This is a genomic window from Bradyrhizobium sp. 61 (assembly GCF_023073075.1).
GTDB classification, from domain to species: Bacteria; Pseudomonadota; Alphaproteobacteria; order Rhizobiales; family Xanthobacteraceae; genus Bradyrhizobium; species Bradyrhizobium barranii.
On record NZ_JADPIU010000015.1, the window covers coordinates 25,400 to 48,468 of the forward strand.

At 60.8% G+C, this 23,069-nt stretch carries 21 protein-coding genes and 1 pseudogene; 6 read left to right on the forward strand and 16 right to left on the reverse strand.

The window, feature by feature from the left end; genetic code table 11:
• Window positions 1-46: 46 nt before the first annotated feature.
• Window positions 47-190, reverse strand: a pseudogene (locus IVB46_RS07120) (SUMF1/EgtB/PvdO family nonheme iron enzyme); the annotation flags it as partial.
• A gap of 306 nt (window positions 191-496) precedes the next feature.
• On the opposite strand from IVB46_RS07120, the gene IVB46_RS44840 reads away from it, so the two are divergent.
• Complete coding sequence (locus tag IVB46_RS44840; RefSeq protein WP_256376430.1) at window positions 497-619, forward strand: hypothetical protein; 123 nt, start codon at window positions 497-499, stop codon at window positions 617-619.
• Window positions 620-654: 35 nt separating this feature from the next.
• Here the strand turns inward: IVB46_RS44840 and IVB46_RS07125 are convergent, their stop codons facing one another.
• From IVB46_RS07125 to IVB46_RS07170, 10 genes are all read right to left on the reverse strand, one after another.
• Window positions 655-1,659, reverse strand: a complete 1,005-nt coding sequence (locus IVB46_RS07125) for a formate dehydrogenase subunit gamma (RefSeq protein WP_063985304.1) — start codon at window positions 1,657-1,659, stop codon at window positions 655-657.
• Between the two features lie 42 nt (window positions 1,660-1,701).
• Entirely contained in the window at window positions 1,702-2,298 is a 597-nt protein-coding gene (gene fdh3B, locus IVB46_RS07130; protein WP_063985305.1) for a formate dehydrogenase FDH3 subunit beta, read from the reverse strand.
• Between the two features lie 12 nt (window positions 2,299-2,310).
• Window positions 2,311-5,259, reverse strand: coding sequence for a formate dehydrogenase subunit alpha (locus tag IVB46_RS07135; RefSeq protein ID WP_063985306.1), 2,949 nt, complete (start codon window positions 5,257-5,259; stop codon window positions 2,311-2,313).
• Between the two features lie 12 nt (window positions 5,260-5,271).
• Window positions 5,272-5,481 (reverse strand): twin-arginine translocation signal domain-containing protein, encoded by a 210-nt coding sequence (locus IVB46_RS07140; RefSeq protein WP_063985307.1) that lies wholly within the window; start codon window positions 5,479-5,481, stop codon window positions 5,272-5,274.
• 28 nt (window positions 5,482-5,509) lie between these two features.
• On the reverse strand, window positions 5,510-6,289 hold the full coding sequence (locus IVB46_RS07145) for a molecular chaperone TorD family protein (RefSeq protein WP_247316526.1): 780 nt from the start codon (window positions 6,287-6,289) through the stop codon (window positions 5,510-5,512).
• A 120-nt stretch (window positions 6,290-6,409) separates the two neighbouring features.
• Entirely contained in the window at window positions 6,410-7,057 is a 648-nt protein-coding gene (locus IVB46_RS07150) for a DUF3306 domain-containing protein (RefSeq protein ID WP_247342369.1), read from the reverse strand.
• Complete coding sequence (locus IVB46_RS07155; protein WP_166082207.1) at window positions 7,054-7,569, reverse strand: DUF3305 domain-containing protein; 516 nt, start codon at window positions 7,567-7,569, stop codon at window positions 7,054-7,056. Before IVB46_RS07155 ends, IVB46_RS07150 begins: the two co-directional genes overlap by 4 nt.
• Entirely contained in the window at window positions 7,566-8,573 is a 1,008-nt protein-coding gene (locus tag IVB46_RS07160; protein WP_247316528.1) for a DUF6352 family protein, read from the reverse strand. The genes IVB46_RS07155 and IVB46_RS07160 overlap by 4 nt, the downstream gene beginning before the upstream one ends.
• Complete coding sequence (locus IVB46_RS07165; protein WP_247342373.1) at window positions 8,570-9,109, reverse strand: DUF6505 family protein; 540 nt, start codon at window positions 9,107-9,109, stop codon at window positions 8,570-8,572. Before IVB46_RS07165 ends, IVB46_RS07160 begins: the two co-directional genes overlap by 4 nt.
• Complete coding sequence (locus tag IVB46_RS07170; protein ID WP_256468550.1) at window positions 9,106-9,978, reverse strand: biotin/lipoate--protein ligase family protein; 873 nt, start codon at window positions 9,976-9,978, stop codon at window positions 9,106-9,108. Before IVB46_RS07170 ends, IVB46_RS07165 begins: the two co-directional genes overlap by 4 nt.
• Before the next feature lie 46 nt (window positions 9,979-10,024).
• Between IVB46_RS07170 and IVB46_RS07175 the strand changes: the two genes are divergently transcribed.
• Complete coding sequence (locus tag IVB46_RS07175; RefSeq protein WP_247316543.1) at window positions 10,025-11,995, forward strand: 4Fe-4S binding protein; 1,971 nt, start codon at window positions 10,025-10,027, stop codon at window positions 11,993-11,995.
• On the opposite strand, the gene IVB46_RS07180 is transcribed toward IVB46_RS07175, so the two are convergent.
• The gene (locus IVB46_RS07180) at window positions 11,996-13,294 is read right to left on the reverse strand and encodes a c-type cytochrome (RefSeq protein ID WP_247342377.1); all 1,299 of its coding nucleotides are present in this window, start codon (window positions 13,292-13,294) and stop codon (window positions 11,996-11,998) included.
• 213 nt (window positions 13,295-13,507) lie between these two features.
• Between IVB46_RS07180 and IVB46_RS07185 the strand changes: the two genes are divergently transcribed.
• Window positions 13,508-13,747 carry a hypothetical protein gene (locus IVB46_RS07185; RefSeq protein WP_247316533.1) on the forward strand — a complete coding sequence of 80 codons (240 nt, stop codon included), beginning with the start codon at window positions 13,508-13,510 and terminating at the stop codon, window positions 13,745-13,747.
• Window positions 13,748-13,942: 195 nt separating this feature from the next.
• Here IVB46_RS07185 and IVB46_RS07190 read toward each other — a convergent pair whose 3' ends face one another.
• From IVB46_RS07190 to IVB46_RS07200, 3 genes are all read right to left on the reverse strand, one after another.
• Entirely contained in the window at window positions 13,943-14,158 is a 216-nt protein-coding gene (locus tag IVB46_RS07190) for a hypothetical protein (protein ID WP_085403297.1), read from the reverse strand.
• A 420-nt stretch (window positions 14,159-14,578) separates the two neighbouring features.
• Complete coding sequence (locus IVB46_RS07195) at window positions 14,579-15,415, reverse strand: glycosyltransferase family 2 protein (protein WP_247316535.1); 837 nt, start codon at window positions 15,413-15,415, stop codon at window positions 14,579-14,581.
• Between the two features lie 162 nt (window positions 15,416-15,577).
• Window positions 15,578-16,771, reverse strand: coding sequence for an aspartate kinase (locus IVB46_RS07200; RefSeq protein WP_247316537.1), 1,194 nt, complete (start codon window positions 16,769-16,771; stop codon window positions 15,578-15,580).
• Window positions 16,772-17,572: 801 nt separating this feature from the next.
• Between IVB46_RS07200 and IVB46_RS07205 the strand changes: the two genes are divergently transcribed.
• On the forward strand, window positions 17,573-18,850 hold the full coding sequence (locus IVB46_RS07205) for a complex I NDUFA9 subunit family protein (protein ID WP_247316539.1): 1,278 nt from the start codon (window positions 17,573-17,575) through the stop codon (window positions 18,848-18,850).
• A 430-nt stretch (window positions 18,851-19,280) separates the two neighbouring features.
• Window positions 19,281-19,499, forward strand: a complete 219-nt coding sequence (locus IVB46_RS07210) for a hypothetical protein (protein WP_247342380.1) — start codon at window positions 19,281-19,283, stop codon at window positions 19,497-19,499.
• A 476-nt stretch (window positions 19,500-19,975) separates the two neighbouring features.
• Here IVB46_RS07210 and IVB46_RS07215 read toward each other — a convergent pair whose 3' ends face one another.
• The gene (locus tag IVB46_RS07215) at window positions 19,976-20,446 is read right to left on the reverse strand and encodes a hypothetical protein (protein ID WP_247311838.1); all 471 of its coding nucleotides are present in this window, start codon (window positions 20,444-20,446) and stop codon (window positions 19,976-19,978) included.
• A 784-nt stretch (window positions 20,447-21,230) separates the two neighbouring features.
• Between IVB46_RS07215 and IVB46_RS07220 the strand changes: the two genes are divergently transcribed.
• Window positions 21,231-22,985, forward strand: coding sequence for an amidohydrolase (locus IVB46_RS07220; protein ID WP_247311836.1), 1,755 nt, complete (start codon window positions 21,231-21,233; stop codon window positions 22,983-22,985).
• The last annotated feature ends 84 nt before the right edge of the window (window positions 22,986-23,069 follow it).

Consider the following 23,069-nt stretch of genomic DNA (forward strand, 5'->3'; position numbering starts at 1 on the left):
GAACCTGGGTCGCCAGGATCGCGAAACAGCGCAAAGTGGCGAGGTCCGCCGCGAATTCCCATTCGGCCTCGGTCGGAAGTTCCTTGCCTGCCCACTTGGCAAAAGCCTCGGCGTCGTTGAACGCCACATGCACGACCGGGTGCTCGTCCAGCTCGCGGATCGAGCTGCCCGGTCCGTAAGGCCGCCGCCAGCAGAAAATTTGTCATAATTCAAAGGCGCGCGATGTACCGATCATCGGCGCGACCTAAATGATCTGCGGACAGTTTTCTTCCTGACGGCTCAGCGATTGCGCCAACGAGTCGCGATGATTGCCTATGTTGTTTCGTCAAACTACTGCTCGACAGCTGACTATGGTCGCTCCGTTCTTGTGGTAGATTCGGCGGCGCTATCGTGCCAACCGACCAACCAACGATCGGATTTTGACACGTGCTGATTCAGTTGTCCGCAGGTTGCTCGCTCATATAAACTCCCCCCCGATCTCCTGCGGAGCCTTGCCATGAAAGCCTTCTTGCTCGCCTGCGCAGCCGCAATTGTGATCGCGGCGGCCGGTTTTGTCGTCCTTGACCAGATCCAGGAACCCGTCCAACAAGCGTTTGCGACGACGGGCGTGCGGCTCTGACCAAGCGCCTGGCACATTTATGGGCCGCGCGATCCCTACTCCGCCGCGGTGGCCGCCGGCCGGGGCCGTGCATTCGCTTCGGCGCGCGCATTCTGCTCTTCAAGCCAGAGCCCATGGTGCTCCTTGGCCCAGTTGACATCGACAGTGCCGCTGCCCATTGCCTCGAACGCGCCTTCCATACCGATCGTCCCGATATAGATGTGCGCCAGCATCGCCGCGATGAAGAGCATCGCCACGATGGAGTGAACGATCTGCGCGAACTGCATCCCTTCGATACCTGACAGATAGAACGGGAACATCAGCACATATCCGGTGGCCGCCACCAGGCCTCCGCCGATGACCACGATCCAATAGATCGCCTTCTGGCCGGCGTTGAAACGATAGGCCGGTGGATGATCGTGACCAACTATACCGCCACGGCGCTTGATCCAATCGACATCCGCCTTGTTCGGGACGTTGCCAGCGATCCACATCAGGAAGATCAGCACGACTCCGATGGTGAACGGAAAGCTGAGGTAGTTGTGCGCATACTTCGCCCACTGCGACCATTCGGAAAACGCCTCGTGGCCAATCAGCGGCAGGAGCAACGGACGGCCGAAGGTGATGTTCAATCCGGAAATCGCCAGAACGACAAAGCAGGTCGCAGTCATCCAATGCACGAAACGCTCGAATAAGGAAAAGCGCACGATTGTGCGGCCGGATCGTCCGCTTTCCAGACGGACCATGCCGCGCGTCAAATAGAAGATCACGAGAACCGCCAGCATGCCGAGGATGGCAACCCCGCCAATCCAGCGCAGCGCCACGTTGCGGAATTCACGCCACTCGCGGCCAGCCGGCTGCATGAGCACGCTGGAGCGCTGGTCGGGAATGCTGACGCGCCCCTGGATCCGGTCCATTTCCTGGAGCAGCTGCCGCTCGTTAACCGAGCTCGCTGTCGGATTGACCTGCTGGGCCAGTGACGGTGCCGGCGCCGCAATGATCAACAGAAGCAATGCCCACGCGCCGATGGTGACTGGAATGAACCTTCCGGATGACGACATGAACTCCTCCTCGGCATCTGCGCCGCGTGGCCGCGGCCTGCTTCAGGACTCGATCGTCTCGCGATAGGCGGTTTTCCAGCCCCATGCGCCCGAGCCGTAGCCGCGCTTCAGTACGCGCTCTCTGTAGATCTGGGCGATGATCTCGCCATCGCCGGCGAGCAGCGATTTTGTCGAGCACATCTCGGCGCAAAGCGGCAGCTTGCCTTCGGCAAGCCGGTTCGCGCCGTATTTCTCGTATTCCTCCTTGCTGCCGTCGGCTTCGGGACCGCCGGCGCAATAGGTGCATTTGTCCATCTTGCCGCGGGAGCCGAAATTGCCGACCTTCGGATATTGCGGCGCGCCGAACGGACAGGCGTAGAAGCAATAGCCGCAGCCGATGCAGAGGTCCTTGGAGTGCAGCACCACGCCGTCGGCGGTGGTGTAGAAGCAGTTCACCGGACACACCGCAGCGCAGGGCGCATCGGTGCAGTGCATGCAGGCCATCGAGACCGAGCGTTCGCCCGGCTTGCCGTCATTGATGGTGACGACACGACGCCGGTTGATGCCCCAGGGGACCTCGTGCTCGTTCTTGCAGGCCGTCACGCAGGCGTTGCACTCGATGCAACGGTCGGCGTCGCAGAGAAATTTCATACGTGCCATCGTCGTTGCTCCTTATGCCGCCGCGATCTGGCAGAGAGTGACTTTCGTCTCCTGCATGTTGGTCGCGGGATCATACCCGTAGGTGGTGATCGTGTTCGCGCTTTCGCCGAGCACGATCGGATCGGTGCCCTTGGGGTAGTTGCTGCGAAGATCCTTGCCTGCGAGCCAACCGCCGAAGTGGAAAGGCATCCAGGCAACGCCCTTGCCGACACGCTCGGTGACGAGCGCCTTCATCCTGGCCCTCGAATTGTTCTCTGCGCCCGTGACCCAGACCCAGCCACCGTCCGTGACGCCGCGCTCGGCGGCATCGGCTGGATTGATCTCGATAAACATGTCCTGCTGCAATTCGGCGAGCCAGGGGTTGGTGCGCGTCTCCTCGCCGCCGCCCTCATATTCGACCAGACGGCCGGACGACAGGATGAGCGGAAATTGCTTCGCGATCCCCTTCTCGACCGCCGCCTTTTGCACCGAGAAGCCGATATTGGGCACCCGGAACTGCTCGGCGTCGGGCAACGTCGGATATTTCGCGACCAGGTCGACGCGCGGCGTGTAGATCGGCTCCCGGTGTACCGGAATGGGGTCGGGCAAGCCGAACGCATTCATCCGCGCCTTGCCGTTGCCATAGGGCACGCAACCATGCATGAGCGCGACACGCTGGATTCCGCCCGACAGGTCGAGCGACCACGACACCACGTCTGGCTTGGCCGGGTTGATCTTGTTGATAACAGCCATTTCGGCTTCCGTGAGCTCCGTGTCCCAGCCGAGCTTCTTCAGGCTCGCCAGCGTGAATTCCGGATAGCCGTCCTCGATCGCCGAACCCTTCGAGTACGAGCCGTCCGCGAGCAGGCTGACCTTGCGCGTGGTGCCGTCGGGCAGCTTCTCTTCGCGCTCGACGCCAAAGCGCGGACGGAACGTGCCGCCACCGTCCATCACGTGCAGATTGGTGTTGTAGAGCAGCGGCGTGCCCGGATGCTTGACTTCAGGTGATCCCCAGCACGGCCAAGGCAGACCGTAATAGTCGCCGCCGACCTCGGGATCGTCCTTGGGCGCCCGCATCGTCAGCATGTCGAACTTCGCCTGGTTCTTCATATGCGCCTTGAGGCGCTCGGGCGATTGCCCGCAATATCCCGTCGACCAGCTGCCGCGGTTCATCTCACGCAGCACATCCTCCGCCTCGGGCAGATTGTTCTCGACCTTGATGTTCTTGAACATCTTGTCGGCGAAGCCGAACTTCTTCGCCAGGAGATAGATGATCTCGAGGTCGTCCTTCGATTCGAAGATCGGCTTCACGACCTGCTCGCCCCATTGCAACGAGCGGTTCGAGGCAACGCGCGAACCCTTGCACTCGAATTGCGTGGCAACCGGGAGAATGTAGACTCCATCCTTGCGTCCCGCCTCGACCGAGAGCGAGGCCCAGGTCGTCGGATGCGGGTCGGCGATGACGAGCAGCTCGAGCGCCTTCAGGCCATTAAGGGATTCAGGAATGCGGGTGATGCTGTTGCTGGCGTGCCCCTGCACGAACACGGCCCGCACATTGTCCCTCTGCGCGATCCGATCTTTTGGCAGCGTCACCGCTTCGAACCAGCGGGTCAGCGGGATGCCGGGCGTTTCCATGATCTGCTTGGAGTCGAAGCGCGACTTCAGGAACTCATGGTCGACTTCCCAAACCCGCGACCAGTGCTTCCACGCGCCTTCGGCGAGCCCGTAGTAGAACGGCAGCGTGACGATATCGAGCCCGACATCGGTCGCGCCTTGCACGTTGTCATGGCCACGGAAGATGTTGGCGCCCATGCCCGCTCCACCGACATTGCCGGTCATCAGCAGTGCGATGCAACTGGCCCGCACGTTGGCGGTGCCAACGGTCTTCTGGGTCTGGCCCATGGCCCAGATCAGCGTCGCCGGCTTCTCGGTAGCAAACATCTTGGCGACGCGCTTGAGCTGCTCGCCGGGAATGCCGGTGACACGCTCGACTTCTGCCGGATTCCACTTCTCCACTTCTTTCCGGAGATCATCGAATCCATAGACCCGCTGTCGGATGAACTCCTTGTCTTCCCACCCGTTCTGGAGGATGTGCCACATCATGCCGTACAGCACCGGGATGTCGGTGCCCGGCCGCATCCGAACATATTCGGTCGCGTGTGCCGCGGTTCGCGTCAGGCGCGGGTCGATGACGACAAAGTTGGCCTTTTGAAGCTCCTTGCCCTCAAGCAGATGCTGCAACGATACAGGGTGCGCCTCGGCTGGATTGCCGCCCATGATGACCTGGGTCTTGGCATTGCGGATATCGTTGAAGCTGTTGGTCATCGCGCCGTAGCCCCAGGTGTTGGCCACGCCGGTAACGGTCGTTGAATGGCAGATGCGCGCCTGATGATCGGTGTTGTTGGTTCCCCAGAACGCGCCGAGCTTGCGGAACAGATAGGCGCCTTCGTTCGTCATTTTGGCCGAGCCGAGCCAATAGATGGAATCGGGCCCAGATTTCTCGCGGACTTCCAGGAGCTTGTCGCCGATCTCGTTGATCGCCGTATCCCAGGAGACACGCGTCCACTGCCCGCCCACAAGCTTCATCGGATAGCGCAGCCGCCGCTCGCTGTGCACGAGCTCGCGCACAGAAGCGCCCTTGGCACAATGTGATCCGCGATTGATCGGGGACTCCCAGCTCGGCTCCTGGCCGATCCACACCCCATTCAGCACCTCCGCCGTCACGGTGCATCCAACCGAACAATGCGTGCAGACGCTCTTGCGAACGGTTGCTCCCGATGTGAGGGGACCTGCCACTGCTGCTTTCGCCTTGCGGACGCCGCCGACCGGCAGCGTGCTCACTGCGGCGAGAGCGCCGCCACCAAGGCCAGACCGGAGCAGGAAGGTGCGGCGGTCGAGACCATTGGTTTGCCCGGACAAACCTCCCGCGATTGATCCGCGTGAAGCGGATTCGGAACGCTGTTGTGTTCTCCTGATCAGCACGGCCGCCTCCTCTCAACCCGGATAGCGATTGACACGGTAGTACGCCTTCACATGATCGGTCTCCTTGTAGCGCGCCTTGCGTTTCTCATCGTCGGTCTCGCTGTCCGCCTGAGCAGGCGTGATCAAGGGCGTTGCCAGCGTCGCGCCCGCACCGACCGTGCCGATGCCGACCTTGCGAAGGAAATCGCGGCGTCCGACTGTCGTTCTCTGCTCGTCCCTCATCGCATCTCTCCTGGACCAGCGGCGCTGGTCAGTTGACGAACGTGAAAGCCTCGGATTCGATTTCCAGAAAATTTCGTCCAAGTGTTCCGACCGACCGGTAGAATTTGGCGTTTTCCGCCTTCTCCATGTCGGCAAACAAACGTCCCATCCAGCGGGACACATGCTTCTCGAAGAATGTGCGCTGTGCTTCCGTTGGCACCGGGAAGCGTGCCACCGCAAGGCCCGCCATGATCTCGCACAGCGTCGCCGCGTGATCCTCGGGCTCAAAATTGCTCTCGACCCGCTCAATGCCGAGCGCGGCGAGATCGTCGCGCAGGCGCGACAGCGGACGTTCGTGGAGAAAGCCCGTCAAGTAATAGGATGCGTAAGGCAGCAACTCGCCGCGACCCAGACCGACGAAGAGGTCAAAATATTCGCGCTCGACCTCGGATACGGCCGCTACCGATGCAGCTTCTGCAAGGGTTGCGTGGGCGCGTCCAAGCGGCGTCGCATCGCCATGCAGTTGCGCGATCTGCTCGAGCAATGCCGCCGACGGCGCGGACGAGAGCAAGGTTGCAAGCAGCGCGTATTCCTGCGCGCGCGCGGCATCGGTCGGATCAACCGCGTCGTCCGGCGCGGCCGGCTCGCTATAGAGATCGGGACGAAGCACTTCGCGCAACACACCCGTTGCGCCTTCGACCGCAATCACACGTTGCGCGGGCACCCTGTTCCAGTTCGACACCGAGGGCTGGGCAATACCGATTTTTCGGGCAAGCTCGGCAACGCCGCCCGCCGCATCGATGGCTCGTTCAAGGCCCGCATCGCGCATGCCGACCTCCCATCCAGGGGGCCAAGCGCTTGATTGCGTTTGCGTAACAAAGACTACGCCGCGTGTCCGGGAGCGGTCAATTGATAGCCATAGCCTGAGGCTATCGCATTTAGTCGCAGTCTACCGGGGCAACGCCCCGCCGTGTGTGCGGTGCCGAAGGGGAGTCTCTTCACTCGCGGCTACGGGTTGCGATGCAGTAGAATTCGACGGCAATTCCGCGGCTGCGAACTCGCCGAGCGGTCGAGGTTCCGTGATCGCCTTCACCGGATTTGATGATTGCTCGAAACCGGCCTCCGCGGGAGCTGATCGCGCGGCGTCTTCGGCAGCCTCGCGCGGATTAGGGAGGCCCTCGGCGGCCTCTACCCCGACGACGCGGCGGACGAGAGCGTCAATTTGCTCGGCCGAATAGTCCAGCGGACCGAAGCCAGCCATGGCGTTCGGGTCGTTGAAGTCCCAGGCGTTTTCCGCCAACCCCACGAAATCGCGGATGGTGGGATCGGCGCTCCAGGCGCGACGGAGCGCCGCCCGGCTCAACTCCTGCGGAATGCCTTTGCGCAGGAAAGCCGTGATGTCGGTGGCAGCATCGATCGATTCAATCGGGGGCAAGTTCGACAGCTCCGTCTCCGGGGGAGCCGGCTCTGCCGCGGCCCGGTTGGACAGCGCCGGCCCATGCGCCTCAGCGGCTTCTTCAGGGGCTGGTTCAGCGTGACCGGCCTTCGCCTCTTGCTTGCGGCGCGCCCAGCGCGCCAGGAATTGCTCGTCGCTCATTCGTGCTCACCGTCGTGGTGACGCCGCGCAAGCGCCTCAGGATCGGCGCGGCGTCGCTCGCGCTTGACGAATTCCCTCTCGACGTGGTGCTCGGCGATGAACTTTTCAATCGCCTTATGCAGTATCTCAGGCATTGGCACCGCTTCGACCAGATTGGCACCTGCTTCCGTGAATGCCTCGCCTTCCGCTGGATCTGCGGTGACGGCCGAAACGGCATAGGGCCAGGCGCCCTCGGAGGGAGTCAATACGATCCAGATGCGGGGAGCGCCCGTGGCAAGATTGTCGCGGTAGCGCTCGGTTTCCGAGCGATAGAGATCGACCATGGCGTTCCCGGCATAAAAGAGCGTCAATCCCTCCTGCGCCCGTAGGACAGTCCACGGCATCATCTCCGACTCATCCGGCAAGACGCCGATGCCGCGCCAGACAAAATCAATCCATGGGGAATCCGCCTTGCGGCGCTCGACGACAACGCCGACCGGAATGCGCAACAATGGCAGCGCGCCGGGGCTCACGTTGCAGCCTCCAGGTGCTTGATCGGCAACCCCGTCAACAGATTCTGCGGCTTCATCTGCACCAGCTGATCGGAGGTCGTTGCAAGGATCAGGTAGACCGGCTCGCGCCCGACCGCATCAACGACCAGGCTGGAATCTGGAAAAGTGAGCCGGAACAGCGCCAGCACACGGTTTGCGGTGCGGTCGTCCAGCGCCTCTCCATGCCAAAGCTGGTCGCCCATCCGGGTGGCTTCAGCATCGAGCCCAACATACCAGGTGAGCTTCGCATCGCGCAGGGCGGTGAGCGGCTCAATTCCGACGGCAAATCCAAGCAAATGAGTAATCCAGCGCCCCATGGCCTCTGCCAGCGCAGCGGGGCCCCGCGTTCCGCCGGTGAAATCGAGCGCAAGATCGAACTGATCGCTGCGCTGCCAGTAGCTGTCGGCATTCCCCTCGCTGAGGACGTCGATCTCCGCGCTGGTTGTTGCCCCCAACATGGACATCAGCGACAACACGGGCGTTTGGCTTGGCCCGCCAATGATTTCCTCGTCACCCAACAGCAGCAAGTGTTCGTGCGGCACGATACGCTGCGGCCGGAAGAACAGTTCGGCCGCGCGCAGCACGAACGGGTCCTCGCAGCCGTCAAGCGCATTTCGCAGGATCACGTGAACAAGGTGGTTCACAAACAGCGGCGGCAGGTTGACGTGACGTGAGCGAACCAATGCAAGATAGGCCGCTTCCAACGTGGGTTCGCGCAGCAGAAGCTTCCGAAATGCCAGTACGAATTGCCAGTTCTCCCGCGCATCCGCATCGGCGATCGCAGCTACCTCCTCCGCAGCGACTGCCCGGCCCGGGTCAGCGAGCAGCTCCTGGTGCAACCTGCGTTCGACCGCGCAAGCGTCGTCCGGCGGCATCAGTTCGGGGCGCGCGAAGTAGGCCTTCAGGAACTCATCCGTGACCACGAGCCCGCCGCTCGCATTGTGATCGAGCAGATGGTGGCCGCAGGCGATCCAGAAATCCCTCATCGGCGCGACGGCTCCTCGCTCATATTCGCAAGATTGAGATCCTTGTCGGGCTCGGTGTCATCCTCCACTTCCATGAACGAGAACGCCTTGCCGTGACGCTGGCCCTCGCGCAGTTGCAATCTGCGGAATGACTCGCGGACCTCGCCATTGCTCGCCGAGCGGTGGACCGCGATCAGCGCGCTGATGGGATGCGTGCAGAGTGATTGCGCAAAGGCGACTTCCTCTTCAGCGGCAAGGCGCGCGGTTGCAAGGTCCGGCGCCCCGAACCGTTCGACCAGTTGTTTCGCAAGGAGCTCCACCAACGTCCGGCGATCGCCTTCAGTCGCGGGGACGATTTGCACCAGTGTCGACCAGCCCCAGGATTGCACGCCGAGGAAACCGCTTCGAAACGCCGAACGGTCCTTGCCGCTCAGCTTCGCTGCATCCCGATTACAAAAGCGGAAGCCGCCCGACACTGCCCAATCGCCGGGCTGCGCCGGCACGTCGAACACGAACGTGTCGGATGGATCGAGCGCAATGGTGCGCAAGAGCTTCACAGACGCGGTCCTCCGAGTATTGAATCGAACCATGACGGCGGTAGCAAGCCCTTCTTCAGGTCGTGCCGATCGGTCCTGTTTGTCCCAATCCGGCGGGCAATAAGGTCACCGTTGTCAGCGATCACATATGTGGTTTGCCGCGCACGCGGCAACCGACTTAGAAACTCGCGTGCGATGCCGTCGAATCCATCGGCTTGCCAGGCGTCGAGAGCGCGCATCAGATGCCGCACAAAGCTCTCCGTCACCTGAATCGCGCCGGCCTCACCAAAACCCTCCTGATCCAGGGCGGAAGCAAGCGGATAAACGCCGGCTTCCCTGTCGCTCATCGCAACCGTCCGGATCATGGCACCGAACACCAGCCAGCGCGGCGGCTCGTCCTCCTTTGCGGACGAAGGCCAGCCGAGCCGCCCGCCACCAACGAGGCCGCCGTCAACACGGATCGCGTCCGGCCAGTCGATCGCGATCTCCTTGTTCGGCGGCGCATACGCGCGCAAGGCGTCGGTCAGCGCCACCATCCCCGCATAGAAAGCGCGGCGCGCGGTACGCAACGGCTCGCCAGGTTCAAGCACGACTGCGAACTCGGCAAGATCGAACCGCCCCACGTAGGTCAGCGTACCTGCCCCACTCTCTTCGGCGATATGCATGGCATGGGCGAAAGAGTCACGACTTTCGCGCAGCCTCACCAGCGTGAATGGCGGAGGCAGATTGATTGGCTCCGTGACCGATGAGTGCCCAGGGGCTGTCGGTGTCAGGCGGACCTCCAGCTTTCTTTTCTTCTCTTGTGAGAATAACTTAATCGACCAGGAGGGGCGACGCGAGTCCGCTCGCCATCGTTCCCGGATCTCTTCAGGAGGTGAAGGGCTGCGCATGCCTGATCCGCCGAACACGATCCTGATCTGCTCGTGCGAAGACACGATGCGCCTCGATACGGTCGCCGTGAAGCGAGGATGCCGCAAAAGCGAAATCGCCGAGTTCCGCCAGCTCTGCAGGGCCGAGCTCGATCATTTTCGCAACGCGGCGAAGGCGGAAGGACCGCTCATCGTCGGCTGCACCCAGGAGGCCCCACTGTTTGGCCACGAGGCGAAGGGGCGTTCGGGGAAACTGGATTTCATCAACCTTCGCGAGACGGCCGGCTGGTCGGTGGAGGGAACCAAGGCAGGCCCAAAAATGGCAGCACTGCTCGCCGCTGTGTCCGAGGCTGCGCCTGCTTTTCCGTTTGTCACCCTATCGAGCGAAGGGGTGATCCTGATCTATGGCCGCGACGAACTTGCGGTCGAAGCTGGTCGATTGCTTGCCGATCATCTCGACGTGACGATCATGATCACAAAGCCGTCACAGATTATGCCGCCGGCTACGACATCCTTTCCGATCGTCCAAGGAACGATCCGTAACGCCAAGGGCCATTTGGGGGCCTTCGAGTTGACGGTCGACGACTATGCGGCCCCCCGCCCCTCCTCGCGCGATACGCTCGTCTTCGAGGCTCCGTGCGACGGCCTGACTTCGCGCTGCGACATCGTCCTTGATCTCTCCGGCGGGAAACCGCTTTTTCCCGCGCATGACTTGCGCGACGGCTATCTCCGCGCGGATCCGCGGGACCCGGCCGCGATGCTGCGTGCGGTGCTCAGGGCACGCGACCTCGTCGGCAACTTCGACAAGCCGAAATACGTCAATTTCACCGCAGAGATCTGCGTCCATTCGCGCTCGAGGCTGACGGGTTGCCATCGCTGTCTCGATCTCTGCCCGACCGGAGCGATCACGCCACATGGCGATCACGTCAAGATCAACGCCGAGGTCTGCGCCGGATGCGGCCAGTGCGCCGCGGCCTGTCCGACGGGTGCAGCAACCTATGCCCTTCCGCCGCCCGATGCGCTGCTGCACAAATTGCGCGCAATGCTTTTGACCTACCGCGAAGCCGGCGGCTCCGGTGCGGTCGTGCTGCTGCACGACACCCAACATGGCAGCACGCTGATCGATGCGCTCGCCCGCCACGGCGACGGGCTTCCCGCCAATGTGCTGCCGTTCGCCGTCAACGAGGTGACACAGGTTGGATTGGAAGCGGTCGTGGCATCCTTCGCCTATGGCGCAGCGGGGATACGCTTTCTCCTCCGCGCTAGACCTCTGCACGACATCTCCGGGCTTTCTCAAACCATAACGATGGCTGATGCCATTGTTTCCGGATTAGGTTTTTCGGGGCGCCGGGTTGCGACTATCGAAACGGACGACCCGGACGTGCTGGGCGAAGTGCTGCGGTCGATTGAACCCGCGCCGGCCGTGGAGCGTCCCGCAACCTTCAAGACGGTAGGCAAGCGGCGCGACCTGCTTCGCTTCGCTCTTCACGAACTGCACCGCGTTGCGCCTGTGCCGACCGACGTCATTGCGCTGTCCCAGGGCGCGCCGCTTGGTACGGTTACCGTCAATACGGACGGATGCACTTTGTGCCTGGCCTGCGTGTCGGCCTGTCCCACCGGGGCTCTCCGCGACGATCCCGAACGTCCCGTGCTTAAATTCGTCGAAGATGCCTGCGTGCAGTGCGGATTATGCCAGAGCACCTGCCCGGAAAAGGTGATCACTCTGAAGCCGCAGATCGATTTCCGGGCCGCAAGGGCTCCGGCACGGATCATCAAGGAGGAGGAGCCGGCGCTTTGCATCCGCTGCAATAAGCCCTTTGGGGTAAAGAGCACGATCGAGAAGATCGCTGCGAAACTCGAGGGCCGACACTGGATGTATCCCGCGGGCGACAAGCGGCTGGACGTGGTCAGAATGTGCGCGGACTGCCGCGTCACCGCCATGAGTGAACAACAGTTCGACCCGTTCGCCGGCGTGCCCGAACGCGCTTCGCCTCGCACGACCGATGATTATCTCCGTGAGCGTGAGACCAAGCGTTAGCTACTTGGCGGTGGCGCGCGCCAGGAAATCCGTAAGCGCCTTGCGATCCTTCGCGGATCCAATCCGCTGCTCCGGCATTTTTGTGCCAGGCGTATAGGCGTTCGGACCGAGTTCGAACAATTTTGACACGGTCTCGGGCGTCCACACGATGTCCATCGCTTTGAGCGCGTCGGAGAAGCGATAACCAGGCAGCGACGCGATCCTGCGGCCGTATAAGCCCGCAAGCGTGGGGCCGGCGCGCTGCGCGTCCTGCTCGGACAGGGTATGACAGGCAACGCACGCCCTGAACACCTCGGCCCCGTGATCTCCCGTATAGGCTGCAAGCGGATCGTGCGGCGTAGCTTGCAACGATGAGCCGATGGGGGCGCCGGTCAGCGCGTTCCAGCGCCGGATCCTGCCGTCGACGCCGCCCGTCAGCAATGTTGCGTTGTCCGGCAGGAAAGCGACCGACCACACGGGCGAACCTGTATCGACCAGGCTTCGCGCGATGCTTCGCGCCTTTCGGTCGATGACCGTCACGACACCGCCAATTCCTGCAGCAGCGACCGACGTGCCGTCTGGAGAGATCGACAACGCGACAATCGGCGTCTGGCCAGCTTGCACCTCGCCGCTTTCCCGGCCCTCCGACATCAGAAAGCGTAGCTTGCCATCAGCACCACCCGTTACGATCTCGCCGTCAGGCGCGACTGCCACGGCATTAAGGGGTGAGCCCAGCGTGATGACATTTGGGGTGCCACCCGCCAATGGCCAGATCCTCAGTTCACGATCGTAACCCACGCTCACCAGCGATCGTCCATCCGGCGTGAATGCGACGCCGTTGACGTTCTGCGCATGCCCTTCCAGCACCTGCTGCGCGCCATCGCCGAGCGACCAGATACGAACTGTATGGTCCCAGGAGGCAGAAGCCACTCTTGCGCCATCCGGCGAGACTGCAAGTGAAGCGATCGGCGCGCCATGGCCCTCGAAAACCTGATCCGGCTGCTGCCGGCCAGGCGTCCAGATCGCTACCTTCGCATCCGCTCCGGCAGTCACCATCCGCCCATCCTTCAGGAAGGCCACCGCGTTCACCGCATCGGAGTGAAAGCGAAGGACCTGCTCGGCGGATTCGGTCTTGAGCGACCATCGGATGGCGGCGGTGTCGAAGCTGCCCGACAGAACATTGTTGCCATCACTGGAAATCGCAATCGCCCGCACGGGCCCACCGTGACCTGTCAATTGCGCCGGCGCCGGCGCTGAATGCATCGCCAACAGAGCGGCAACGATGCAGAGACTGGTGCTGAGACGTGGGACCCAATTCATCTGCGGCTTACAGGTCGTTCGGGCATGTCGTCGGTGTTGACACGGCGTACGTGCACTCGCTCGGTCTCGTCAATGATTGAAGCCGTTATCCGGTTTCCATGCTGCACCGCAGGACGGGCATGGCTCCGCTACTCAATGCCGCAACGGCTGTTGTCGGCTTGAACCGGGCATAGCCTGAACCTATGCTTGATCTGACACGTCGAGGACGACGTCATGCAAATACGACCTAAAACGTATCTGCATTTCATTTCGTTGTGGCGATCACTTCGCGATGCGATACCGCCACACCATGACGATGAGCCCGCTGAAACGTCACCGTTCCTCATCTATACCGCGGCCGTGCTGATGCTTCTCTTGGCCATTCTGGAACTGGACGCTCATCGAGGCGAACTGGAATTGCTCGGCCTTTTGGGGAACGACTACCCGATTCCGCCCGCTTTCCTGGGCCCGTAGCCCCGCCTCTCGACCACGCTTTCGTTCGACCTCGCAGGCTCAAGCGCATCTATTTGCGAGCCCTGGCTGAACGGTCGGCTGCGCGGCCTTCTGCCTAAAGCGCGATGAGATTGGGATGAATCGTCATCGCGCTTTAGGTTGTTGTTTGAGCATGATCTTTTCGGAAAACCGCTGCGCACTTTTCCGGATCATGCCTTAGCGCTTGGAATCCCGCGGAAAGACCAATGACCGATCGTCAAAATCGTCGACCGGCAGCTTGTCTGCGCTTCGACCGCTTTGCATGCCCTGCAATGTCGACGTGCTTGATGTTCCGGCGCGCCCGACCGTTGCGTTCGAGTGTGATCGCGGGATGCCGGTCACAGCAGCAAGCAGACCAACAGCGGCGATGGAACAAATGATCAAAGGCTTCATGCGAAATCTCCTGTCCGCCAGAAATCCCCGCAGCGATCTGATTAGCGCGAAGCCTGACGTGGGGGTGTGAGCCGCCTCACACCTCCCGGGATTCTTGCGCTCAGCGCCTGTCAGGTTCCTAGTTTGGAACCGTCAGAGCCGGCTTCATCCCGGAGCGAGGTTCGTCGACCGCGCGGGGCGGCAAGGCTTGTTGGGCGCGATTTGTTTGGCGCGCTGGTCACGAACAATCTTCGGGAGGCGTTGCGAAACAGCACGTCAGGCACGAAAATCTCAGACCATCTACCGCACCAGTTTCGCACCAGAAACGATCTCACCGGAACACAACGAACACGACCGGACGCAGACCAAAACGCGTCCAGATCAACGAAGCCGACTTCGAAGCGGCCGCATTGGCACGGGGGCGGCTCGGTTTTCGGACAATCACATCTTGATCGCATTCGCGAAGAGCCTGTCACCCCACTCGTACAACGGCCGCATGAAGTCCGACTGGGTGTGGATTGCTCGACCTTTGCGCTCGCGCCATTTTCGTCCGTAGGTATCGAACGGAAAGTGTCGCATGTAGTAGTCGCAGGTCTCTTCCCAATGGTCGACCGACAACGATTTGCCGTAGTGTTGGCAATAGAGGCCAGTCGCCACGCGTTCAACGCCACCCGGCTCGCGCGCATGGCGCTCTGCGAAGGTGACCTCCAACCGGTTTCGCCACAACATCAGAATGTCTCGCCGTTCCGGACCGAAGAAACGACGAAAGTCCAACAGTTCGCAATCGGCCTGATAGGGTGCATGATCCCCAGGAGTCATATAGGCGTCGAACAGCTGAACCCGCACGCCGTCGCACTCGCTGGAATGCGCTCCTTCTATGAATCCGCGTAAATCTCCGGTAACGCGCTCATCCGCATCGAAGCAAAACACCCAGTCGAACTGCAAATGTTCGCGGGCCGTCTGCAACAAGAGGCCGCGATGCCGCCCCTCGGCAATCCGGCGTGCCTCGACCTCCGCTTCCCACGACCGATTTGTCACGATCAGAGCGACTTTTGGGTGTTCGCATAGAATCTCCAGCGTACGATCCGTGCTCGCGTCATCATAAGCGACTATCGCATCGACGTGCTTGCCGACGTAGTCCAGTGTGTCTCTGAGAATAAGCGCTTCGTTACGAACGCGGGTGATGCCGATTAAAAGGTGCTTGTGACCTAATAAGCCTGTGTTGCAAGCAATGATTCGTTCGCCCTCGCGAAGTAGCCAACCAATGGTGCCCGGCATGATCGACGCCTCCCGACTATAAAAAATTGACACCAACGATGGCGGACGGGCGCGTATCAGCAAGATTAAGAACTCTCGTTGTCGCCGCATCGAGCCGGCGAGCCGCCCCTCTTGACCATCCCTCCCCTTACGCGATTTCGTGACATCTTCTCGAAGAGGTTGTTAGATCAGCGAATGCAAGGCCGTGACCGCGGCCTCGCGGGTCTCCACAGGAACGAACAAATTTATCGAATGTGGTGATAGAACGCACTTTTCAACGACAATCCCGCGGGATTGCAGAATTTGCATCGCCTGAAATGGCAAGTCTGAAGAAACGCCGCCGAAGCAAGTAAGGCTCACCGAACTCAAAGTCTCACGCCCTTTGCGCAAGTCCTTGCTCCTTTCCAGCGTGCGCAGCAGAGTGTCGAGCGATTCCGACTCGCAAGTCATCATGATGCGCGTTTTTCCGGCGGTGAAAGCCGAGGCGAGGACTTGCGGCCAAGATAGGCCGTTTTGCTTGAGATGCTGCGCAAATTTCTCAAAACCGTGACTGAGATTCGTCGAAGCGATCTCCACATGCTCAATACGAGCCATCGAGTTGACGGCCAGAATTTTTCCGGTTTCCATTCCGATAACCTCTTTCATCACTCGCGTGCTGTGTTCGGAATTGCCCCATTTTCGCAAATACAAAGGGATGTTTTGGCTTTGTGCCAGCTCCACGCTGCGAAAATGCAGAACCTTGGCGCCCCAAAAACACATTTCGGATAAGGATGCAAAATCCAGCCGGCGCAATGGCTTTGCGTTCGCCACGATGCGCGGATCGGCCGAGCAAATTCCGTCGACCTCTTTGATAATTTCACAGCGCTCGGCCTTTAGCGCCGCAGCCATGGCGACTGCAGTGGTGTCGCTGCCGCCCCTGCCTAGTGTGGTGATCTCTTTGGTTCGCGGATTCACGCCTTGAAAGCCCGCTAAAACCACGATGCGTCCGCGACCGAGTTCTTCGAGCACGCGCGCAGGCCGCACATCTAAAATTCGCGCGGAAGAATGAGATTCGTCTGTCATTACACCGGCCTGACTCCCGGTAAAACTGATGGCTGGCGCACCGAGATCAGACAGGGCCATGCTCATCAACGACATGCTGATGCGCTCACCGGTCGTTAGCAACATATCCAGTTCGCGGCGGTTGGGATGCGGGCTTACTTGATAAGCCGCCTTAATTAATTCGTCGGTCGTCTTACCCATCGCTGAAACGATCGCCACGACGCGATGACCACGGCTGTGCAAATCGGCGAGGCTCCTCGCAACCGCGCGGATTTTTTCCGGGGTTTCTAGACAGACGCCGCCGTATTTTTGCACGATGGTCGGATTGTTGCGCATTTACGTGCGACGGCAGCTGTATGAGCGGTGGCTTGATGTTCGCTTCGCTCCGCCGGATAGTTTCATGCATCTAGCTCCAGAACTGCTTGCGGTCCGCGCAAAGATTGGATCACCCCTATCGAATTTCGCGACGTTTTTTCCGCGCGCCAGCGCGTCTCTGAGGTTCAGAGATTAGGCCAGTGCACGCGGTTGCCCACGTACCTCTCCGCTCATCGCCTTTCACAGCTCTCCAAGTATTCGATACAAGAATCGTTTTTCTTGGCGGAAGATTGGCGGTCACGACAAGATCGGCTGGGTAACGCTAAAGGTTCTGCCGACCCGAAAAATAATCCCTGAATGAAAGTGTCGTACCGGTTTCGCCGGGAAATGGCCACACGCACGTCCTCGGACCAGCGGTGCCGCCGACCCGTCTCCACCGCTTCAAGCCGTTCGACTTGGGCACTGAGCCCATCACCGTCCATCAGGACAGTTCTCAATACCGCGCCCCTTTCGGCAAGGCGGCCCGCCGGATGTGTCCTAACAGAGTGGCCCGACGTCGTGTTTTCTAGGACGTACCAAGACTTGTCAGCCTTGCACTCCCCAAAGGCCTTGCCCAAGGCAGCTAACGAAAATTTGGGTCCAGATGCTGGACATAATCGATGTGGATCAAATATCATCCACCATTGCGCGCGATTGTTCCAAGCTCCGAGAGCTTGGCGGCCGGGCCCTGTCGGCTGAGACAACAACTGACGCCCCCCGAGCCCGTGCCTACTTTCGCTTGGTTGCCCTGAGTTAGTGCGTCGCTACCAGCAAGGTTGCGCTATGCTGAAACACTTGCTCATTGAAGTCATTGGTCACGTTTCCGGTCTCAGCGACGCGCAGCTTGAACAAATTGAGCGGTCATTGCCCGCGACCAAGGCGCTGATCGATCTTCTCAGTAAGGCACATCCGATCATCGAACAGGCGGAAACGCTCTATAATGAGGCGCAGCCGCTAATCGATCAAGCTAGGAAAGAGTGGCAAACGGTCGGCCCTGCAGCGCACATTTTGATTGATGTGATCTCACATCATCTCAACAAAGGCAGTTCGCCGGCGGAGGCCACTGAGGCAGTGCGCGCGGCGCTCGGCGGGTCAATACAGAACGTTGCGCAGGATCGTGGGATGGACCGGGGAATGAACCGCGTGACCGTGTTTGGGGGGACCGGCTTCGTTGGTTGTCGCGTTGTACGCCATTTGAGCGTCTCCACCGTTACGGTGCGTATAGCCTCACGGCATCCTGCGCGGGCCGAGGTCGACAACGCGGAACAGGTCATCGCTGATGCCCATGACGAGCGCTCTGTAGAGGCCGCCGTTATGGGTGCCGACGGCGTCGTCAACGCGATCAGCCTTTACACCGAGCGTGGAGGCGACACATTTCATTCGGTGCACGTCGAAGCGGCCGCCAGGATCGCTGGAGTGGCACGGCGGGCCGGGGTCAAACGGTTTGTGCACCTATCAGGCATAGGCGCTGACCCCACATCGCCGTCGCCCTATATTCGCAATCGCGGCGAGGGCGAGGTGGCTGTGCAAGCGGCATTCCCTGGCGCAGTCGTTATCCGCCCGGCGGTAATGTTCGCGCCGGACGACGCCTTTCTCACGACAATTCTTGGGCTGCTTCGGACCCTGCCGGCTTATCCGCTATTCGGCGACGGCAGGACGAGGCTTCAGCCGGTGTACGTGGACGACGTCGCCGCGGCGATCGCACAGGTCCTGCGGCAAACACAAAGACCGTTTCCAATCTACGAACTGGCCGGCCCGCGCGTTTACTCATACGGCGAGCTGTTGCGGACCATTGCGCGCACCGCCGGATTGCGGCCAATGCTGGTGCGAGTACCCTTTGCTTTCTGGAATGCCGCCGCCGGCCTCGCTGAGATCCTGCCGCACCCGCCGCTCACGCGCAATCAGGTTGAGCTTATGCAGATCGACACGATGGTCTCGGGCAGCCGGCCGGGATTCGGTTCACTCGGAATTTCGCCGCGATCGCTCGAAGAAGAACTCAAAGCGATGCTCGAGCATACAAACGAGGAAACTCAAAACACAAATAGGGGTCGAGCCAGGTAGGGTTGAGACTTCGTTACCGTGTCACGATGTGACTACTGATGTCGGGAAGCGGCTTACCTCCGAGGTCGCGCACTAGGCCCGATAGATCGATGGTCGCAGCTCAGGGGTCAGTTCATCCGCCAAAGTTTTTACAAGAGCCGAAGGGGAATGACCCTCCCGAGTGAACCCTTAGCGTGCGGCCAGCCGCCTGGAGCTGTCCGAATTAGGACAATCGATCTGTCACATTAGGATACCCAACGGAGTGCTCCTTTTGCGCAGTCACCTCTTCACTTTGACCGGGAATAAATTGAGTTGGCCGGCTCGACTCATCCAGCCCAAGTCCGGACGGTAGGCGGCCCTACCACGCGACTCGCGAGGCGGGGTCGCTGCGTGTAGGGCTATCAGATGTGCTACCAGTTGGGTCGCAAGATGGTAGCGGGAAAAGCAGATCATGACTGACGATCAGGTCAATCTCGTGGCTCGGCACCTTTGCGGGCAATTGCACTTGACGCTCCGATTGAAGGGCAGCGAGGCACATCCACCAAACGCCAAGGATATTGGTTTCGATCCTGCCTCTGTAAGAACTGTATTGCTGACAGGTCTGCGTTCGGCGGGCTTCACAATCCACCACGAGGCAATCGGGGCGAGCGAAGAGCCGCCGTGGTCCTAACGAAAAGCCCAGGACAGAAGTCCCGTGCAAATGTCCGGGTCGTGCGCACCGGTCTACCTTTGAGCCGGTGACTTCCGGTCTACTCGCGTGAACGGAATTTGCAAGCTGATCGAATAAAAAGACGCCGTCTCGACGCACCGTAAGCGAGTAGACCACCTTCCCCGACGAAATCCGGCGATGTTGCGAAGCTCGGAATGCGGTGCATCAACGCCAACGCGGCGATGCGGCTTCGATACGCGAAACGAGGACGACTTCGCGACTCCATCGACCATCGGCCCCGGACCCGGCGAGCGCAAGAGCGCACCCGCGTTAGTATTACTTGGGCCGCTTAACGATACCAGATCGCTTCGCAGATGGCCTCCGGGTGACGATCGTTTCAATACCTTGCAGCGTCCGCGCGAATTCGGACCGCAGGTGCTGCGCGTGTGCTGCATCCTTCGGCTCAGATAAGAATGCAATCTTCACGAAGAAGCGGTTCAATCGCGATGTGACGAGAAGATTGTCAGAGTGTTGCGAGCGTAAGTTCGTGATCTGTCGTCGCATCTCAACGAGATCGAACCGGTCATCGTCGGGCTTATTCGCCAAATGAAGCTCATACCGTTGCGGTAGATAAACGAAGCCGCCGCGCCGAATATCTTGGCGCGACGACCTCGCCATGGTGAACCCGGACGGGGCAATGTCCGGTGCAGAGAGGTTAGCGCTCCGCAGCTCGGGTGCAATCGAAGACGCGGATTAAGCTTGATGTCGTCGCGGAAGGTTAAATCTGGAACAAGCGCTACTGTGGTCTGCAGCACGCCCGCGCGTCCAGTTAAGCACTCCTTCTCCAGCGACGTCCCGGCCACGCGATCAAGGTCGGAGCCTCGCGCTTTGGCGCGGGTTACGTCGCGCTCAATCGATCGCTCGGACTTGCCAGATTTTGCCGCCGTGTCCTTGGCGAAACTGTCCATAAGGCCGTCAAGCCGCCTTTCGCTTGGAGATCAGCTTCGCCCGTTGCGCCGACGTCAGGTCGCGGCGGATCAGGTTTTCGTCGATTTCCATATCCAACCAAATTCAACTTCACGAAGCACTCGCCCGGCGAGCATGACGCCCACGCGAATTGCCGCTATCGAATGCCGCTAGCGCCGCTATTTGTTGATGTAAGTGACTGAAAACACTTGCTGGCGCTCCCTAGGGGAATCGAACCCCTGTTTCAGCCTTGAGAGGGCTGAGCAGCAAGAGTGAGTTCGCAGCCGGCGTTTGTGGCTAGGATCAAGAGCCGAGCCCTTGGTTCAGCGGAGTTCCGCCCATCCATCAAGTACTAGGTTGTTGGCTCGAGCTTTTGTCAGAATTCGCGGCCTAAATTTAGTTCACGAGTCGCGGCACGCTAGGCTGCTTTTGACGAGACTTCGACCTACGACATTTAGCGGGCAACGCGAACTCGGAACTCAATATCGAGCGCGCTTTCCCTATCGACTCTCGGGTTTTGGATTTTGGTGAAGATCGACTCATGATTGTTTGGTTTTTCGACTCGCGAATTTTTGGCAGGCCAAGATAAATCAATGGGTTAAGCGACTCGCTTTTGATTGGTCCCGACACGCTTTGCGAGCTTCGGCTCGGCGAGCCAGCGCCACAAATGGCAAGCGAAGCGGGCGAAGGCGCCGAAGCCCGACGGGCGAAGGCGGGCTGCGAAATCAATGATTTGGGCCTTGAGCGAATTTTCCGGTGGACCGGCTGATTTTGTTGGAGCCAGACATGATCAAGATCGCGACACTCCCCGTTGCGACACGCGATGCCCGCGAGCGCATCCAGCGGCGGATGTGTGGCGCCGTTCCTGCCTCTCTCATTCCGGGACTGAACATGCGCAAGCTTCTGGCGATTTTGGTGATCGCGTGCTGGGCCACTTCGGCTTACGCACAAAAGGCCGACCTCATTGTCACGAACGCAAAGATCGTGACGCTGGATCCTGCATCGACGATCGCGCAGGCGCTCGCCGTCCGCGAAGGCAAGATCGTTGCAGTTGGCGGCAACGATGCCATGGAAGGCCTGATCGGGCCCGCGACGCGCCGCGTCGACGCCGGCGGACGCACGATCATTCCGGGCTTGATCGATTCCCATATTCACGCCGTGCGCGCCGGCCTCACCTACGCCACCGAGGTCAACTGGATCGGCGCAAAGACCATTGGCGAAGCCATGGAACGCTTGCGCCAGGCGGCCAAAGCGCGCCCGGCGTCCTGGATCATCGTGGCCGGTGGCTGGAGCGAGTTGCAATTTGCGGAGAAGCGGCGGCCGACGCTCGCCGAGGTGATGTCGGCCGCGCCTGACAATCCGGCCTACATCCAGCTGTTCTATTCGGCGCTGCTGATGACGCCGAAGGCGCAGCAAGCCCTCGGGATCTCCGCGGATCAGTTGCCGGCCGGGATCACGGCCGAGCGCGCCGCATCGGGCGAAACCACGGGCTGGTTCAACGGCTCCATCGTCAGTATCTCCGCGCTGTTCGATCGCCTGCCGAGGCCCAATTTCGAAGAGAATGTCGCCGGAACCCGGCAGTTCTTCACGGAGCTCAATCGTCTCGGAATTACCGGGATCGTGGATCCCGGCGGCTTCAGCATCTATCCCAGCCACTACGCCGCCCTGCAAAAGCTCTGGCGCGAGAAATCACTTTCGGTGCGTGTCGCCTACAGCCTGTTCGCCCAGAATGTCGACGCCGAATTCGAGGAGTACAAGAACCTCACGCCGTTCCTGCCGATGGGATTCGGCGACGACATGCTGCGATTCAACGGAATCGGCGAGCGGATCACCGGCGCCATGTACAACAACAACGCGCCCGACGCGGCGGCGAAGGACAGGTTCCTCGAGATCATTCGCTGGGCGGCAAAACAAGGGCTGACGGTCACCATCCATTGGCAGGAAGACAAATCCGTCCATCAGCTCCTTGACCTCTATGAAGAGGTCAACAAGGAGACGCCGATCGCGCCGCTGCGCTGGTCCATCGCCCATCTCGACAACACCTCGCCCGAAACGCTGGCGCGGATGAAGGCCCTTGGTGTGGGCTGGACCATGCAGGACGCCATGTACCTCGGAGGCGACCGTATCGTGGCGCAGGCGGGCGAAGCCGCGCGAAGCATGCCGCCCATCGTCACGGCGTTGCGGACGGGCGTCCATGTCGGGGCCGGCACGGATGCGCATCGGGTCGCATCCTACAATCCGTTCGTTGCGCTGCAATGGATGCTCGACGGCAAGACCGTCGGCGGACACTCGACGCGCGGGCCGGACGAAACACCCAGCCGCGAAGAGGCCTTGCGCCTCTACACCGTGGGAAGCGCCTGGTTCTGCTTCGACGAGACGCGGCGCGGCACGCTCGAAAACGGCAAGCTCGCCGACTTCGCGATTCTCGATCGGGACTTCATGTCCGTCCCCGTCGAGCAAATTGGCGCCACGGCGTCTCTGCTGACGGTCGTGGGTGGCAAGGTCGTCTACGCAGCGGATGCTTTCGCGAACGCGAAATAGGAGCTGGAGGCCCGCCGTGCCGGCTCTCGCGAAATCTCGGCGTGTTGTCCAATGCAGCGATATTTGCTCTCGTCTCACACCATG

Coding starts and splice junctions, on each gene's coding strand:
- IVB46_RS07145 (WP_247316526.1), bottom strand. CDS start 6,289: ATGCGCGATGCGGGCCTTGAACGAGCCATCGATGCGGCGGGCGGCGTT.
- IVB46_RS07140 (WP_063985307.1), bottom strand. CDS start 5,481: ATGAGGGACGAGCAGAGAACGACAGTCGGACGCCGCGATTTCCTTCGC.
- IVB46_RS07215 (WP_247311838.1), bottom strand. CDS start 20,446: ATGGACAGTTTCGCCAAGGACACGGCGGCAAAATCTGGCAAGTCCGAG.
- IVB46_RS07200 (WP_247316537.1), bottom strand. CDS start 16,771: ATGCGCAACAATCCGACCATCGTGCAAAAATACGGCGGCGTCTGTCTA.
- IVB46_RS07150 (WP_247342369.1), bottom strand. CDS start 7,057: ATGAGCGACGAGCAATTCCTGGCGCGCTGGGCGCGCCGCAAGCAAGAG.
- IVB46_RS07185 (WP_247316533.1), top strand. CDS start 13,508: ATGCAAATACGACCTAAAACGTATCTGCATTTCATTTCGTTGTGGCGA.
- IVB46_RS07180 (WP_247342377.1), bottom strand. CDS start 13,294: ATGAATTGGGTCCCACGTCTCAGCACCAGTCTCTGCATCGTTGCCGCT.
- IVB46_RS07220 (WP_247311836.1), top strand. CDS start 21,231: ATGATCAAGATCGCGACACTCCCCGTTGCGACACGCGATGCCCGCGAG.
- IVB46_RS07175 (WP_247316543.1), top strand. CDS start 10,025: ATGCGCCTCGATACGGTCGCCGTGAAGCGAGGATGCCGCAAAAGCGAA.
- IVB46_RS07205 (WP_247316539.1), top strand. CDS start 17,573: ATGCTGAAACACTTGCTCATTGAAGTCATTGGTCACGTTTCCGGTCTC.
- IVB46_RS44840 (WP_256376430.1), top strand. CDS start 497: ATGAAAGCCTTCTTGCTCGCCTGCGCAGCCGCAATTGTGATCGCGGCG.
- IVB46_RS07190 (WP_085403297.1), bottom strand. CDS start 14,158: ATGAAGCCTTTGATCATTTGTTCCATCGCCGCTGTTGGTCTGCTTGCT.
- IVB46_RS07160 (WP_247316528.1), bottom strand. CDS start 8,573: ATGAGGGATTTCTGGATCGCCTGCGGCCACCATCTGCTCGATCACAAT.
- IVB46_RS07195 (WP_247316535.1), bottom strand. CDS start 15,415: ATGCCGGGCACCATTGGTTGGCTACTTCGCGAGGGCGAACGAATCATT.
- IVB46_RS07170 (WP_256468550.1), bottom strand. CDS start 9,978: ATGCGCAGCCCTTCACCTCCTGAAGAGATCCGGGAACGATGGCGAGCG.
- fdh3B (WP_063985305.1), bottom strand. CDS start 2,298: ATGGCACGTATGAAATTTCTCTGCGACGCCGACCGTTGCATCGAGTGC.
- IVB46_RS07210 (WP_247342380.1), top strand. CDS start 19,281: ATGACTGACGATCAGGTCAATCTCGTGGCTCGGCACCTTTGCGGGCAA.
- IVB46_RS07125 (WP_063985304.1), bottom strand. CDS start 1,659: ATGTCGTCATCCGGAAGGTTCATTCCAGTCACCATCGGCGCGTGGGCA.